19 protein-coding genes are annotated in these 14961 nt (G+C 43.2%); 4 read left to right on the top strand and 15 right to left on the bottom strand.

Features of this window, described 5'->3' with window-relative positions:
- Positions 1 to 8 precede the first annotated feature (8 nt).
- From CJU60_RS06880 to CJU60_RS06890, 3 genes are all read right to left on the bottom strand, one after another.
- Positions 9 to 2339, bottom strand: a complete 2331-nt coding sequence (locus CJU60_RS06880; RefSeq protein ID WP_095713386.1) for a DNA internalization-related competence protein ComEC/Rec2 — start codon at positions 2337 to 2339, stop codon at positions 9 to 11.
- 3 nt (positions 2340 to 2342) lie between these two features.
- Entirely contained in the window at positions 2343 to 2912 is a 570-nt protein-coding gene (locus CJU60_RS06885) for a ComE operon protein 2 (RefSeq protein WP_010335007.1), read from the bottom strand.
- A 66-nt stretch (positions 2913 to 2978) separates the two neighbouring features.
- On the bottom strand, positions 2979 to 3596 hold the full coding sequence (locus tag CJU60_RS06890) for a helix-hairpin-helix domain-containing protein (RefSeq protein ID WP_095713317.1): 618 nt from the start codon (positions 3594 to 3596) through the stop codon (positions 2979 to 2981).
- An 83-nt stretch (positions 3597 to 3679) separates the two neighbouring features.
- On the opposite strand from CJU60_RS06890, the gene comER reads away from it, so the two are divergent.
- The gene (gene comER, locus CJU60_RS06895; RefSeq protein WP_095713318.1) at positions 3680 to 4501 is read left to right on the top strand and encodes a late competence protein ComER; all 822 of its coding nucleotides are present in this window, start codon (positions 3680 to 3682) and stop codon (positions 4499 to 4501) included.
- A 64-nt stretch (positions 4502 to 4565) separates the two neighbouring features.
- Here the strand turns inward: comER and CJU60_RS06900 are convergent, their stop codons facing one another.
- Genes CJU60_RS06900 through CJU60_RS06935 form a run of 8 tightly spaced genes read right to left on the bottom strand, consistent with a single transcriptional unit; the run spans position 4566 to position 9576 of the window.
- On the bottom strand, positions 4566 to 5309 hold the full coding sequence (locus CJU60_RS06900) for a class I SAM-dependent DNA methyltransferase (protein WP_095713319.1): 744 nt from the start codon (positions 5307 to 5309) through the stop codon (positions 4566 to 4568).
- Positions 5306 to 5662: a ribosome silencing factor gene (gene rsfS / locus CJU60_RS06905; protein ID WP_095713320.1), complete on the bottom strand. Its 357-nt coding sequence runs from the start codon at positions 5660 to 5662 to the stop codon at positions 5306 to 5308. The genes CJU60_RS06900 and rsfS overlap by 4 nt, the downstream gene beginning before the upstream one ends.
- 17 nt (positions 5663 to 5679) lie before the next feature.
- A complete protein-coding gene (gene yqeK, locus CJU60_RS06910) occupies positions 5680 to 6240 on the bottom strand; it encodes a bis(5'-nucleosyl)-tetraphosphatase (symmetrical) YqeK (RefSeq protein WP_095713321.1) in 561 nt (186 codons plus the stop codon).
- Entirely contained in the window at positions 6230 to 6799 is a 570-nt protein-coding gene (locus CJU60_RS06915; RefSeq protein ID WP_010335014.1) for a nicotinate-nucleotide adenylyltransferase, read from the bottom strand. Before CJU60_RS06915 ends, yqeK begins: the two co-directional genes overlap by 11 nt.
- A gap of 10 nt (positions 6800 to 6809) precedes the next feature.
- The gene (gene yhbY, locus CJU60_RS06920) at positions 6810 to 7100 is read right to left on the bottom strand and encodes a ribosome assembly RNA-binding protein YhbY (protein ID WP_024122118.1); all 291 of its coding nucleotides are present in this window, start codon (positions 7098 to 7100) and stop codon (positions 6810 to 6812) included.
- Positions 7100 to 7936, bottom strand: a complete 837-nt coding sequence (gene aroE / locus CJU60_RS06925; protein WP_095713322.1) for a shikimate dehydrogenase — start codon at positions 7934 to 7936, stop codon at positions 7100 to 7102. Before aroE ends, yhbY begins: the two co-directional genes overlap by 1 nt.
- Positions 7937 to 7954: 18 nt before the next feature.
- Positions 7955 to 9055: a ribosome biogenesis GTPase YqeH gene (yqeH, locus tag CJU60_RS06930; protein ID WP_024122119.1), complete on the bottom strand. Its 1101-nt coding sequence runs from the start codon at positions 9053 to 9055 to the stop codon at positions 7955 to 7957.
- A 2-nt stretch (positions 9056 to 9057) separates the two neighbouring features.
- Entirely contained in the window at positions 9058 to 9576 is a 519-nt protein-coding gene (locus CJU60_RS06935; protein WP_003226126.1) for a YqeG family HAD IIIA-type phosphatase, read from the bottom strand.
- 361 nt (positions 9577 to 9937) lie between these two features.
- On the opposite strand from CJU60_RS06935, the gene sda reads away from it, so the two are divergent.
- Positions 9938 to 10078 carry a sporulation histidine kinase inhibitor Sda gene (gene sda, locus CJU60_RS06940; protein WP_003226124.1) on the top strand — a complete coding sequence of 47 codons (141 nt, stop codon included), beginning with the start codon at positions 9938 to 9940 and terminating at the stop codon, positions 10076 to 10078.
- Between the two features lie 137 nt (positions 10079 to 10215).
- On the opposite strand, the gene CJU60_RS21755 is transcribed toward sda, so the two are convergent.
- From CJU60_RS21755 to CJU60_RS06950, 3 genes are all read right to left on the bottom strand, one after another.
- Positions 10216 to 10350: a hypothetical protein gene (locus CJU60_RS21755; RefSeq protein WP_010335019.1), complete on the bottom strand. Its 135-nt coding sequence runs from the start codon at positions 10348 to 10350 to the stop codon at positions 10216 to 10218.
- Positions 10351 to 10427: 77 nt separating this feature from the next.
- Positions 10428 to 11159, bottom strand: a complete 732-nt coding sequence (locus CJU60_RS06945) for an SGNH/GDSL hydrolase family protein (RefSeq protein ID WP_095713323.1) — start codon at positions 11157 to 11159, stop codon at positions 10428 to 10430.
- Between the two features lie 246 nt (positions 11160 to 11405).
- Positions 11406 to 12158 (bottom strand): peptidoglycan recognition protein family protein, encoded by a 753-nt coding sequence (locus CJU60_RS06950; RefSeq protein WP_095713324.1) that lies wholly within the window; start codon positions 12156 to 12158, stop codon positions 11406 to 11408.
- 194 nt (positions 12159 to 12352) lie between these two features.
- Between CJU60_RS06950 and CJU60_RS06955 the strand changes: the two genes are divergently transcribed.
- Complete coding sequence (locus tag CJU60_RS06955) at positions 12353 to 12979, top strand: TVP38/TMEM64 family protein (RefSeq protein WP_095713325.1); 627 nt, start codon at positions 12353 to 12355, stop codon at positions 12977 to 12979.
- A gap of 21 nt (positions 12980 to 13000) precedes the next feature.
- Here the strand turns inward: CJU60_RS06955 and gnd are convergent, their stop codons facing one another.
- Positions 13001 to 13894 carry a phosphogluconate dehydrogenase (NAD(+)-dependent, decarboxylating) gene (gnd, locus tag CJU60_RS06960; RefSeq protein WP_095713326.1) on the bottom strand — a complete coding sequence of 298 codons (894 nt, stop codon included), beginning with the start codon at positions 13892 to 13894 and terminating at the stop codon, positions 13001 to 13003.
- A gap of 320 nt (positions 13895 to 14214) precedes the next feature.
- Here gnd and CJU60_RS06965 point away from each other — a divergent pair, with 320 nt between their 5' ends.
- Positions 14215 to 14943, top strand: a complete 729-nt coding sequence (locus tag CJU60_RS06965) for a YqeB family protein (RefSeq protein ID WP_095713327.1) — start codon at positions 14215 to 14217, stop codon at positions 14941 to 14943.
- The last annotated feature ends 18 nt before the right edge of the window (positions 14944 to 14961 follow it).

A 14961-nucleotide genomic window follows, 5' to 3' on the forward strand; every position in this document is an offset into this window, starting at 1 on the left:
AGTCTTTTTTAATTCGTCTCTGTCATATCTGATGTATCATATGGAGGATAAACAGAAAAGGTTCCAGATCCGCTTTTGTACGTGTATTGGATCGTGCCGCTTTGATCAGTGCGCAGCACACGAATGGATCGGCTCTTTAACAATTGAAGAACTTCTTGATGCGGATGATGGTACCTATTGTTTTCACCCGCTGAGATGACCGCCGTTTTGGGCTGAAGCTGTTTGATGAATTCTTCACCGGTCGAGCCCTTGCTTCCATGATGCCCCACCTTTAACACATCCGCTTTTATATTTGGGAACACATCGATAACCTCCTGTTCCCCCTCTTTTTCCAGATCACCCGTCAGGAGCCAGCTGATCCTACCTGTTTTCATCCATAGAACGAGAGAAGAATTATTTTTACTTTCCGGATCAGGCGTTTCCGGTGACAGCACATGAAACTGTAAGTCCTTTATTTGCAATACATCACCCCGCTTCACCTCTTCAATTGCCACACCCTCCTGTCTGGCAGTCCGCAGCACTTTCTCATCATGAGATTCAGAAACAAACCCTTTCGGAATGATGAGACGCTTCACTTTATGAAGCTTCAGCAAAACCTCTGCCTCTCCGATATGATCTTGATCTGCGTGCGTCAGTATCAGCGCATCAAGCTGCTTGATGCCCTTTGCCGTTAAAAAAGGGATCAGCACCTTTTCCCCCAGTGAAAAAGGATGCTGTTTTTCCCGCCAAGGCTCTGACGAATAAGATAAAGTGCCTCCCGTATCAATTAAAACACGGCCTTTCTGATACGGTGCACTGACAAACATACTGTCACCTTGTCCGATATCAATCATATCTACTTCTCCCTCGGAACTAACATAAGGGGAAACAAAGAGCAGGATAAGCGTTGCACAAAAAAGGCCTGTGGACACTGTCAGCCGGGGAAATGAGGGTTTCTCAATACTCATAAGCAATATGATGACAGTGAGCGTGAATAAGAGAAGAAGAGCAGGTGCAGGGCGAGAGATGATGATTGTGAATATTTCTATATCAGCGATTTTAGTGATCAGTCTGTTGATCCAGGTCATCATTACATCAAACCAATAGAACAGAAATTGACCGACGGACGTTGAAAAAAATAATAGAATAACTCCTAGAATAGCAGCCGGTAAAATACAGAATGTATAAAAAGGCACCAACACCATATTCATCGGAATGCTAATGATAGAAAACTGCTGAAAATGATACAGAAGAATGGGTAGTGAGCCTAGCTGGGCAATAACAGATACAATCGTCAGCTGTCCCAGACTCGTTTTGATATGCTGAAAAATAGACGATGAGAGAATTAAAGAAAAACTGACCGCAAATGAAAGCTGAAATCCAGCTTCAAAAAGGTAGTAGGGATTAAAAAGCAAGAGGACAATATACGAAAGACAGATTACCCCGGCAGAATTCACCCGCTGCTGAAAAAGGCTTCCCGCTAAGTAGATGCCGGACATCAGAGCGGCTCGGAGAACAGAAGGCGCTGCACCTGTCAAAATAACATAGATCGGCAGAAACAAAAGCAATAGGATTGACGCATTTTCTCTTGTTATGCCCAGACGGATCATTGCGTAAAATAGGCCTGCTGTCAAAATCCCGATATGGAGTCCTGAGATGGCTAACAGATGGACAACACCTAGACTTTGGTAAGCATTAAGCACATCGTCATCTAAATAAGATCTTTCACCTACTGTAAGCGCCTGTACGATTCCTGCTGAATCTGGCGGAAGCTGTGTGTTCGTGAATGATACGATGTATTTTCTCAAACCGAGAAGCTTATACCGGACACCTGAAGGCTCGCTGCAATTTCCAATAGATGTGACAGAATAGCTCCAATGAATATGCTGCCGGTAAAGATACTGTTGATAATCAAATGTTCCCGGCACTGTTGCTTGTTTTGGCTTCTCCAAAGCACCAGTCAATTCGCATGCCATACCCGGCTCTAGATGTGACAGTTTGTCTTTTTCAGCTAAAGACTGAATCCGATAAGAGGCAGCCCATTTTTCGCCATCGGGCGTCTTGATCAGCATAGACATCCGATCCCCGTCAATTTTAGGAATACTATGAATAACCGCCTTGAAGTGATAGCTGCCCTGCTGATACGAAGAAGTATTTTGAGAATCTGTGATCTTAAACAGGGCAAAATTGAGTACAAAAGAGAATAAACAAACAAAAATGAGTGGAGCGTGCCTTGTTTTGATTGACACAATAAGAAGAAAGAGGAAGAAGAGAAAGACAGCGGAGAAATAAGAGGCGGCAGCAATTCCAGCCGTTGCTGAAGCTGCCGCCAAAGGCAATAATAGACGCGAATTCCGCATCAATCACACATAACTCGTAAAAAGTTTATTAGCCTGTTCATGTATTTTCTTCAAATCTTCCTCTGCAAGACCGGCATCCGCTAATTTTTCTAAAAGCCCCGCTACAAATGAAAGCTTTTCTCTGTTTTTCAGATCAACGATCATTTCATCGAGTTCAACCTGTTCAACCGTAACGCCTGATTGCTCAAATAGCTCCTGGGCATACGGATGTGTTTTATAATCCTCAGCGTAATATACTGTTTTGATACCGGCTTGAATGATAGACTTACAGCATTGAATACACGGATAGTGCGTGACATATATCTCCGCTCCATCTGTCGGCACTCCAAATTTAGAGCATTGAAGTATCGCATTCATTTCCGCGTGAATCGTTCTCGCGCAATGATCGTCTATCATTAAGCATCCTTCGTCCGCGCAATGTACGCCGCCTGCGATTGATCCGTTATAGCCTCCTGCAATCATGCGTTTATCTCTGACAATGGTAGCGCCGACAGACAATCTCGGGCAGGTGCTGCGCAGTGCCAGTAAATGGCTTTGAGCCATAAAATATTGGTTCCATGAAATTCGTTCCACGTTGTTCCCTCCAAATGTTGTGTTGCCTGTTCTTTAGTTTACCTATCATCATGCATGACCGTCAATTCACTTTACTGTAATGGAAGACTTTATTTTTTCAAAAGATTTTTCGCCAATTCCCGAAACCTTTGTGATATCTTCGATTGTCTGGAAACGCCCGTTCTCTTCCCGATACGCAATAATCGCTTCGGCTTTTGAAGGTCCTACTCCCGAAATGCTTTGTAAATCCTCTAATGTTGCTGTGTTGATATTGACCAATGTCTCCTTCCCCTTACTGCTTTGTACAGCGCCGCCGGCCGCTTGCTGCGCCGCCTCTTCTCCCTCACTCGGTATGTACACCACTGTACCGTCCTGTAAAAGTTCCGCCAAATTCACTTGCGTTTCATCTGCTTTTTCACCAATGCCACCTGCTTTCTCAATAGCCTGCGATACTCTGTCTCCCGTATGCATTTCATAAACGCCGGGATGCTTAACAGCGCCTTTTATATCAATTACAATATTTTCTTCCGCTTTGTCTTTTGTTGCTTCCTGCTTGACCTCCGCATTTCCCTTTTCACTAGATATAACTTGTTTTACAGGCTCTTTGTTATGTCCGCTGAAAAAAAAGAGGCAAAGAACTGCAATGAGAACAGCAGCAGCGCCCGCTGACATGATTATCGTTTTATGTTGATTCAACCAATTCAACTTGCATGCACCCCGCTTTCGTCATATTTTGTTTCTTTATCACATATGGTTTAGAGGATAATAGCTCAAAGGAGGGGAAATCATTGAAGATTGGCTTTATCGGCACTGGAAATATGGGTACGATCCTTATAGAATCATTTATTGAATCACAAGCAGCCGATCCCTCAAACATCACAATCACAAACCGCACAATTGAAAAAGCGTTGAAGATAAAAAACCGCTACAACAGCTTAAACGTAACAGAGAGCCTCGAAAAGCTTGTTGCAGAAAATGAGATCATTTTCATCTGTGTAAAGCCGCTTGATATATATCCATTATTGTCAAGGGCAGTCCCTTATTTAACAAAGGATCACATTCTCATTTCAATTACAAGCCCGCTTCAGACTGATCAGCTGGAACAGTATGTGCCATGTCAAGTGGCACGAGTTATCCCGAGTATTACAAACCGGGCGCTTGCTGGCGTTTCTCTTGTCACCTTCGGTAAAAGTTGCGGGGAGGCAGCAAAAACAAAAATCAACGAGCTGATGAAGCACATTTCTAATCCGCTGCAAATTGAAAGTGACATCACAAGAGTAGCGTCAGATATCGTAAGCTGCGGACCCGCTTTTATGAGCTATCTGATTCAGCGGTTTATAGATGCAGCCGTTACGGAAACGTCAGTGTCTAAACAGGACGCTATACTCATGTGTAAAGAAATGCTTGTCGGGCTGGGAAAACTGTTAGAAACAGAATTGTATACCCTTCCTGCATTACAGGAAAAGGTTTGCGTAAAAGGCGGCGTGACAGGAGAAGGCATTAAAGCACTCGAAAGCGGTGTACAGGATATGTTTCATCGGGTGTTTCAAAATACGCATTTGAAGTACGAAGAGGATATTTCCGCGGTGAAGAAGCAGTTTCATGTGTAAACGAGTATGTCATAGCCGTTTGTTATATGCAAAAGGGTAAAAAGGCATTTTAAAAACCATCGTCTTAGTAAACGATGGTTTTTGATTTCTGCGCTTTAAAGAACAGGCGTTCAGATTGTGGTGACGGCGCTGAATCGGTAAAATCAGCGGTAACCTTATGAAGCTGAAAGCCGCAGCTTGCCAGCATTTCTTCGTATTCATCCACTCGGAACGTTCTTTGCTCATGTGTTTCGTCGAAGCGGTCGTACGCCTCTCCGTTCCAAACAAAAAACGACATATCATGAATGGCGGAAAGCTCTTCACTTCCGGCAAAGCTTTTCCAAATATAGCTGATATCTTCGTCCTGATCAGCAAACGTGCTCCCAGGAAAAACCTCGGTTATTTTATACGGTGAATGAACATCAAACAGCAATATGCCGTCCGGCTTCAGCACCTGAAATACACTTTTAAAGGTATTCATTACGTCATTTTTCGTTTTTAAATAATTCAAGGAGTCACAGCAGATCACAACCGCGTCAAACTGGCCTTCAAATCCGGTAATCTCTCTCATGTCCTGCTGAAGGAAAAGAATCGGCTGTTTAGCTGGTACTTTTTGCTGGGCGTAAGAAAGCATTTCTTCACTGAGATCAATCCCGGTGACTTCAAAGCCTTTTTCGGCAAGCCGGATTGAAATTTCTCCGGTGCCGCATGCCAAATCGAGAATACGGCCTTTTTCCGGTAGAGATGCTTCAATCCACTTTGTCCATTTGTCGTAAGGTGCGTGAGACATTAACTCGTCATACACGCTTGCAAAGCCTTGGTAAATCATTGGTTCATTCCAAGTTCCAGGTCTGCGAGAGGAGCGTCTCCCCACAGTTTTTCTAGGTTGTAATAGCTTCTTTCATCCTTATGAAACACATGGGCAATGACATCCCCAAGGTCAACTAATACCCATCTTGCTTCATCGAAGCCTTCCATCTTTTTGACTTCAATGCCGTTTTCTTCAGCCTGGTCCTTGATTTCACGCGCAATGGCCTGCACTTGTTTGTCTGAATTACCGTGGCAGATCAGAAAATAATCCGCAACCAGAGAAATTCCTTCCATATCCAGTGCTAAAATACCCTCTGCCCGCTTATCGTCGCAAGCCGCAGCTGCAATCTTTAAAATGGACGTTTGATTCATTCACATATTCCTCCTGTTCATTTGCCAGACACAAGCCAGTTATAAGTTAAACATGTATCTGGGAAAACCTGTTGATTTTTTTTCATTAGAAAAATCATTGTATTTTTGATCGACTGAATCAACGCTTGATTCAAATCCGTTTCTGCAAGTTCACGAACCTCATTTACACCGGGAAATTTACGGCCTGGTTCAATATAATCAGCAACGTAAATGACTTTTTCCAAAAGCGTCATGCCCGGACGCCCAGAGGTATGGTATCTGATCGCGTCAAGAATATCTTCGTCATGAATTCCCGCTTCTCTCTGGACTAGGTAAGCGCCGACCGGAGCATGCCACAGTTCCGGGTTGTGATCCAACAGATGCGCGGGCATTTTTTCTCTGGCTATAATTTGTTTCATTTCTTCTTTCGGGCGGAATTTGGCGTAATCATGAAAGATAGCCGCCGTTTCCGCTTTTTTGGAGTCGGCGCCAAAGCGCTCCGCAAGTTCAATCGCCGTGTTCATTACGCCAATTGTATGGATATATCGATGCTCGGTCAATTGCTGCTTGACGCAGGCAAGTGCCTCCTCACGATTCATATAAACCATTCTCCTCTACATACTTCTTCACTTTATCAGGGATTAAGTAGTCAGTGGGCTTCTTGCTTTTAAACCGTTCCCTTATCATAGTCGATGATACCTCAAACTCCGGAACGTCTGCAAAGAGAAGCGGATAAGGGGTTTCAACATGAAAACCGGGGCGCTTTACTCCGATAAATTGAATAAGATTCAGCAGCTCGTCCAGCTTATACCATTTCGGCAGGTATTCAATCATGTCAGCACCGATAATAAAGAAAAGCTGATCATTCGGATATCGCTGCTTTAGTAAAGAAACGGTATCAAAGGTATATGACGGCCCTTCTCTTTCCATTTCAGCCAGCTGCAGCTTAAAGGATGGATTAGACTGAATAGCAAGCTTCAGCATTTCCACCCGATGAGTGCTGTCTGTATAGTCTTCATCCTGTTTATGCGGAGGAATTTGATTGGGCATAAACCAAATTTCGTCGAGCTCCGCCTGATACAGCACCTCATTCGCCATTAAAAGGTGACCGTTATGCGGAGGATCAAACGTGCCTCCGAAAATTCCGATTTTCTTCATTTCAACCACCTTAAGGAAGCTCGATTTGTTTATTTTCCTTTGATTCCTTATATAAAACAATTGTATTGCCGATCGTCTGAACCAACTGTGCGCGGCTTCCTTTTACAAGAGCTTCCGCAACATCATTTTTATCGTCTTCGCAGTTTTGAAGAACGCTGATTTTAATCAGCTCTCTCGCTTCAAGCGCTTCAGAAATTTGTTTAATCATGTTGTCATTGACTCCGCCCTTTCCTACTTGAAAAATCGGGCTTAAATGGTGCGCTTTTGAACGCAAGAAACGTTTTTGTTTTCCTGTTAACATTATTTTCCTCCTAATTTCCCTACTACAATAGATCTCATTTTTTCAACATCAGGCTCATGTCCCGTCCACAAGCGGAAAGACAATGCCGCCTGCTCAACAAACATGCCGACTCCATCCAGTGTTTTCAGACCTTTTTGCTTTGCTTCTTTTAATAGTGAAGTCTGAATCGGATTATACACGATATCGCAAACAACCGCACTGCTTGCAGCACGCTGCAATGAAAGCGGAATATCTTCCACGTTTGGATACATGCCTACAGATGTTGTATGGATAATTACATCATACTGCTCAAGCCGTTTTTCTGCTTCTTTTATGCTTAACACTTCTACATTGCGGAACGAGGGAGCAGATTCTGCGAGCTGTTTGGCTTTTTCTATCGTTCGGTTGCAAATATCAAACTTTTCCGGATTGTCGCGGACGATCGTTGTAAAAATCGCTCTGGCTGCCCCGCCCGCGCCGATCATTAAGAAAGACAGTTCGGAGACTGGTTTGTCCAAAATTCTCATTAAAGATTTCACAAAGCCTTCTCCGTCTGTATTATATCCGACAAGCTTGTCTCCTTCTCTTCTGACAGTGTTAACGGCACCAAGCACTTTTGCGCTCTCATCAATATGATCGAGATGATCCATGATGGAAACCTTGTGCGGAACAGTCACATTGATGCCTTGTACACCAAGAGCTCTTATCCCTTTTACCGCATCTTCCAGACGATTCTCTTCCACCTTAAATGCATGGTAGTGTCCGTCCAAACCAAGATCCTTCAAAGCCGCGTTATGGATATCCGGCGACATGGAATGCGCAATCGGATTTCCGATAACCCCGTACAGCTTCTTCATACTCCTCTCCCCTTTTTGTTAAATTAATGAGCGCCGAACAAATACGTGAACGCCTTTTGGCGCATAAGCCGTTATTTTTTTATTCGCGTCATGCACCGTTACCCAGCCTAACCCAGAGAAAACGATATCTGTCTTTTGCTCTTTCATCGTAAACGTATGGGCAACCAGCTCTGGAAACTCATCCATATCATCTTTTCCCGGCGGTGTGAGCAATTCTCCTGCGTGCTTTTCATAAAGCGCGTCTGCATTTTCCAGTTTCGTTCTGTGAATCATTAATTCATTCGGCATATAGCAGACAAAGGCAGCTCTTTCACCTGAAACATAATCAAACCTTGCCAGTCCGCCGAAATACAGCGTTTGCTGATCGTTTAGCTGGAATGTGCGCGGCTTCAGTTCCTTTTTGGGCGAGAGTACTTTTAAATCCTTTTTGTTTACATAGTGCGCCATTTGATGGTGATTGATGATTCCCGGTGTATCATAAAGCGCAGAGCCGTCATCTAACGGAATTTCAATTGCATCAAGAGTTGTGCCCGGGAATTGGGATGTCGTGATAATGTTGTCTTCACCTGACACTTCTTTAATAATCCGGTTAATGAACGTTGATTTCCCTACATTGGTACAGCCGACAACGTAAACATCCTTGCCGTTACGGTAATGCTCAATCGCATCAATGACTTCTCTGATTCCCTGGCCGCGTCCCGCACTGACCAAAAATACGTCAATCGGTTTTAAGCCAAGCTCTTTCGCTTCGCGCTTCATCCACTGGATCAGCCGTTCTCTTTTGAGCGATTTAGGCAGAATATCCGCCTTGTTTCCGACTAACAATATAGGATTGCCTCCGACTAAGCGCTGCAATCCATTAATCCAGCTGCCGTTAAAATCGAAAATATCAACAATTTTAACAACGAGAGAATCAGTTTCTCCAATTCCATGAAGGATGTTTAAAAAGTCATCATCCGTTAAGGAAACGTCTTGTATTTCATTGTAGTTTTTCAGTCTGAAGCAGCGCTGGCAAATCACACTTTCTTTAGAAAGCGAAGCCGGCGGCGCGTATCCCAGACCATTTTTGTCTTCGGTTTGGATTGTGACTCCGCAGCCGATACAAACAACCTTTTCCATTCTTACTCCTCCCACTGAATGTGCCCTTTTCGTTTGAGAGCACTCAGTATTCTGCGTTCGACCTGGCGGTTAAAGCGCGTAATAAAGCCATCCGAGGAAGCGACAGGCACGACCAGGATCGTATGGTAGCCGTTACGGTTCCCGCCGAGTACATCAGTCAGCAGCTGGTCTCCGATGACAACACAGTCCTCTTTTTTCAGCTCCATATTGCGCACTGCTCTATTAAAGGCTTTGCCCATCGGTTTTCTTGCTTTATAGATGAATGGTATGCCGAGCGGTTCCGAGAAAAGTTTTACTCTTCGCTCATTATTATTAGAGACAATCGTCACTTTAATGCCGTGCTCTTTCATTTCTTCAAACCACTCGATCAATCGCGGCGTCGCGTTTGGTCTGTCCCATTCAACAAGTGTATTATCCAGGTCAGTGATAATTCCTTTTACATTTCGTTCCTTTAATTTTTCAGGTGTAATATGAAAAATATTTTTAACAAACTCGTCAGGTAAAAAAAACTTTTTTAACAAAACCCGCACCCTTCCCTTTTCTTTCTCTTAAAATTCATGTCGAAAAAAATCGAACTTGCGCTTAAAGAAAAACTGAGCAAAAAAATTTCGACAAAAATTGGGTTTCTTCACCAGGTGTGGATAAATTTACACACACTATCCACTCTTATTACATCACTCTTTAGACAAATTATAAACACGATACTCACAAGTTATCCACTTTTTGGTGTGGATAACAGAACGATTGTTCTTATATGCAATTCATGGTAGATTAAAGATAATCTTCAGCTTCAGATGAACGCAACCTATAAATGTATGTCACAAAGTCATGAATGATTCCAACTATGAAGGAGGTGTCTCTCCCATTAATTGGGTTCCTAGCATGAGAAAATTATCTGATGAATTATTAATAGAATCTTATTTCAAAGCCACCGAAATGAATTTAAACCGTGACTTTATCGAGTTAATCGAAAACGAAATAAAAAGAAGATCGCTCGGACATATTATTTCCGTATCTTCTTAATAGGAATTTGTCTATTTTTTCCGGGCGTATTTCCTTTTTTTACTCAGATGACTGATATTATATCACTTCAGTTACGCGCTTTACTACTGTTTTCAGCAAAAAACACCCCTAAAAAGAGGTGTTTCCAGGGCTGGATTTCATGTGAACCAATACACTCCGCCCACAATCAGGAGAACAACAATCAAAACAACGATAAAAGCGTATCCGTATGCTCTGCTTGCGCCATATGGCCAGCCGCCGAAAGGATACGTGTATAAATAACCGCTGTACATGTGAAGCGCGCCTCCTTAAAAATGTTTCTATAACAGCCTATGTAGGAGAAATAAAACCGCTTAGGCCTTTGTCCGGATCAGCGCTTCAGGACCTGCCCATCTTGTATTCCTTCATAAACAACCCTTGCTCCTTTAGGTGTCATATGATTGCCTGAAGGATCTATCAAGCCGGATTGGATAAGTGCTTCATCAGTAGCTTTTCCGCCGTCTGCTTCTATAAAGTGCTTCCAGTTGTCTACGAGAGGCACATTCATATGTTTCGCGACATCTCTTGTAATATCATTGTATGAGTTATGCCACTTTCTCGCCCCGCCTTTTGATTCAAAAGCAGCCGCTTTATACCTGGAATAGTAAAAGAGGTGATGCTTCCCGTTTCCTTCAATAATAGGGATACACGTCATTAAAACAGGCTTGATGCCGTGTTTTCTGCTTTCTTTTATAAAGTAAACCAGATTCTCTCTGAAACGCAGCTTTGACACTCTTGGCTTTCCTTCAGCCAGAATCCCAGCGTCATTAGTGCCAAACATAATAAAAAGATGCTTAGGTTTTGGATCGAGTACATCTGTTTGAAACCGTAAACGGGCATCTTCAGTCGTTTGTCCTCCAATTCCTGCGTTGAGGATATCAAGATTCCCGCGTTCAGCCGTTTTTAAAATATTGACCCACTGCTGCGCTTTTGGATAGTCACGATAATCCCAATTAGAGCCGCGTGTATTGCTGTCACCAAATGCTACCACGTCTTCGTATCCCTTTCCTTCACATCCTGCTGTAACGAACAGCAGAAGGAAAAGGATGAACATATACTTCATCTTTACACCCCCAAAAGCTTCATCTTTATGTTATACCTCTGTTCTGTTTCATTCAACGCAGAGTTTTTTCGTTATAGCGTTCTCTCTATTGTTAACGTGTCCCTCTCAACTAAAATCATTCTGTTTCCAGTAAGGGATGAGATATCTATTTCAGTTCCCGACTTTTTCTGCGAAAAAACACTTCAAAGAGTTGAATGCAATAACCTGCTTCCGCCAGAGGAAACAGGCTATTGATTACCTCTGCATTTATTTTAATTTCGCTTTAAGCTTGGCCTTTGTTTTTGGTCCGTATATACCATCAGCTTTTAATCCATTCATCAGCTGAAAACGTTTCACGGCATTTGCTGTTTTCGGTCCATAAATGCCGTCAATACCGTTATTCTTCGCGCCTTTATCGGGGTAAAAATGAAGGGCGGCTAAAGCCTTTTGCAGCTGAAGAACTTTAGTGCCTTTTCTATAAGGCGCAGTGAGTTTTATTACTCCTGAAGGCAGAGGATAAGATTTGGGTGATTCTTTAGATGGCGTATCAGAGGAAGAAATTCCGTTTTTGAAAGCACTCCATTGATGTAAGAGTTTGCGGGGACATTCTTTTCCAGACCATTTTTTGTGGGGAACAACACGATCCAGCGAAATATTGTGATCCTTCATTAATTTTTTGATCAGCCACTGCGCATTAGCTACTGCTTTGTCAAAATCGCCGTCTGCATTTTCACAGATTTCAATCCCGATTGATTTGCGATTCCCTGTCCCATTGGTGCCGTCGCCAGCATGCCACCCGTTTTCAGTAAGAGGAAGATGCTGATAGATGTCTGAATCGTCTACTGTAAAATGCCAGCTGACAGATGTACTTGGGTTTTTCACATAATCAGCGTGCATTTTTGCATCGGCACCTTTGGCGGTATTTGCTGTATTGTGCACCGTAATATAGGCAGGTGTCATCGCATAGCCGGGACGGTTATCGTTTGATTTTGGTATAAAATCCCTTTTTATCGCTACCATTTCTATCCCTCCCTACTATTAAAGAATGCAGCAACAAGAGAAATGGACAGCCTATTTTACTAGATAAAAAAAAATTGTATTTCCCCCCACTCGTATGACAGTTGAACCACCGAAACGGTACAAGTTATACTAACGTAGATGCCGGAGATTCTGCCTCCTGACATCGCCACAAGTGTTGGGAGTGGATAATTGATATGTTAAAAAAGACTTTAGGTATAATCTTGATCATCGCCGTTATTGCAGTCGGGTTCTATCAGAAAGAAGCTTGGCTTGATGCTATAAAAGCAGGCGGATTGATCTCCGTTTTATGTAGTATGCTGCTGATAGCCGCCGACGTCTTTTTCCCGATTGTGCCGTTTGCAATCATTGCAGCTTTAAATGGCGCTGTGTTCGGAATTGCAAATGGTGTTTGGATTACACTGGCCGGTTCAATGCTCGGTACGATATTGCTGTTTTTTCTCGCGAGGTACAGCTTTCGAGATTGGGCCAGAAAAAAAATAAAAGCTTATCCTGCTATACAAGGCTACGAGGCTTCATTCGATAAAAATGCGTTTACTGCAGTTTTATTGGGAAGGCTTATCCCTGTTATCCCTTCTCTAGTCATGAACGTTATATGCGGACTAAGCAGTGTTCGGTGGCATGTTTTTTTCTTCGCCTCTTTAATAGGAAAAATTCCGAACATTTTAGTTGTTACCATTGCCGGCGCCAATTTCTCCAGCAACAAATTGCTGTCTTTCAGTATTTACGGGGCCTACGTTCTGATCCTGATGCTAATCATATATATAAAGTTTCCTCATCTGGTGAAAGCGTCAAAAAAATAAGGGCGGCCCGCTTCGCCCCCCTTACTTTTTTTCTGTTGCATGTCCTCCAAATTCATTACGGAGCGCAGCAACGACCTTTCCTGTAAACGTATCGTCTGTTAACGAACGGTATCTCATCAAGAGCGACATCGCGATCACCGGAGCTGCTGTCTGCAGATCTAGTGCCGTTTCCACTGTCCATTTCCCTTCCCCGGAGGAATGCATGACGCCTTTGATCTGGTCCAGCCTCGCGTCTTTAGAAAAAGCTCGCTCAGTCAGCCCCATAAGCCACGACCTTATGACAGAGCCATGATTCCATACCCTTGCAACTTTCTCATAGTCAAATTCAAACGGACTGTTTTCCAGCACTTCAAATCCTTCACCAATGGCAGCCATCATTCCGTACTCAATGCCATTATGAATCATTTTCAAAAAGTGGCCGCTGCCCGCTTCTCCGGCATATAAATATCCATTTTCTACAGCAGTATCCCGAAACAGCGGCTCCGCGATACGCCATGCTTGCGGGTCTCCTCCAACCATATAACAAGCCCCGTGACGCGCTCCCTCCATACCGCCCGAAGTTCCGGCGTCGAGATAATGAAGACCGGCTTCTTTCATTTGATTGTACCGCCGGATCGACTCTTTATAATGAGAATTTCCAGCCTCAATGATAATATCCCCTTCGTTTAATAACGGTGCCACATCACTCAGTACAGCATCCACAACGTCATGCGGCACCATCACCCACAGAATTCGCGGCGTATCTAATAATGAAATCAATTCTTTTATATTTGTTGTCCCCTCAGCCCCATAAGATATCAGTTCATCAACAGCCGCTTGATTCACGTCATAACCGATTGCTTGATGATTGCGGTCGATCAATTGCTTTCCTATGTTTATGCCCATTTTCCCTAAGCCGATCAATCCTATTTTCATGTGAGTTCCTCCTGGTTGTCTAAACTCTAAAGCCATTACTCTTTATGTTCCCTGTGAACTGCTATGTGATACGTCCTGTTTTCTCAAATAAAAAACAAAAGCGGGCCGCGATCAGCAAGAGTAATTCCTTTTATCCCCAGTAACTTACTGCTCCGTGTCATATCGTTTCTGTATGATCTTTATCATAAAGAAGGCTTGATAATCATTTGGCGGCTTCATGCATGACAGCAAAAATAGCGGAAACATTCTTGATTTCCTCTCTATTTAAGTTAAAATATGGGAAGGGAATTCAACTTATTTCTAGCTAAGAAGGTGACAACTTGCAGGATCAAACACAAACTATAATTGGAATTACGAAAACCGCGAAATGTTTATTATACGGTACACTTGCAATCATCGGTCTTCTCATTGGTTATTTTTTTCATCAGCTTGCGAAATGGGCATTATCCCTGCCGTGGATTCCATTAGAAGGCCCTCTTCGGCTTGTTACCTCTTTTCACGGATCACCGGTTAAGTTTATCACCGCGCTGCTTGGCCTGATTGCCGGTATATGGTTCGCTCATTCAATCATGAAATTGCTATTAACTGTACAGATTACAAACGACTCCGTAGCATTAATGAAAGGCAAGCATGTTCAAACGATCAACTCCGAAGACATTGCTCTGGTATTTATTGATCACAAACGGCTTGTCCTCTTAGGAACAGACGGATATGAACTGGCACGTGAAGAAATAGATGAAAAACCTAAAATCATTGAGCAGGCCTTTAAAAAGCACCATTACCTGTGGTCGGCTGAAGGTGACCCGTTTAAAGATAAATTTAGACGATGGGTACCTGAATCACCCGCTCTCTCTCCAAGCGCTCATGCTATATTGAAGGCTCGTCAGAAAGCACTGAAAGAAGAGGAAACAGACGACATTGAAGATTTCCGTCTTGAACTCGCAAAGATCGGAATTGTTGTACGTGAAGAAGGAACACGCCAGTATTGGCGAGAAACAGAATCGTATCCTCCTCAGGAGAATCAGCCTAGCGGCAAAATAGGATCATAGCAAAAGAGGCTCAGAATT

The organism is Bacillus sp. 7705b, assembly GCF_002289525.1.
Classification (GTDB): Bacteria; Bacillota; Bacilli; order Bacillales; family Bacillaceae; genus Bacillus; species Bacillus halotolerans.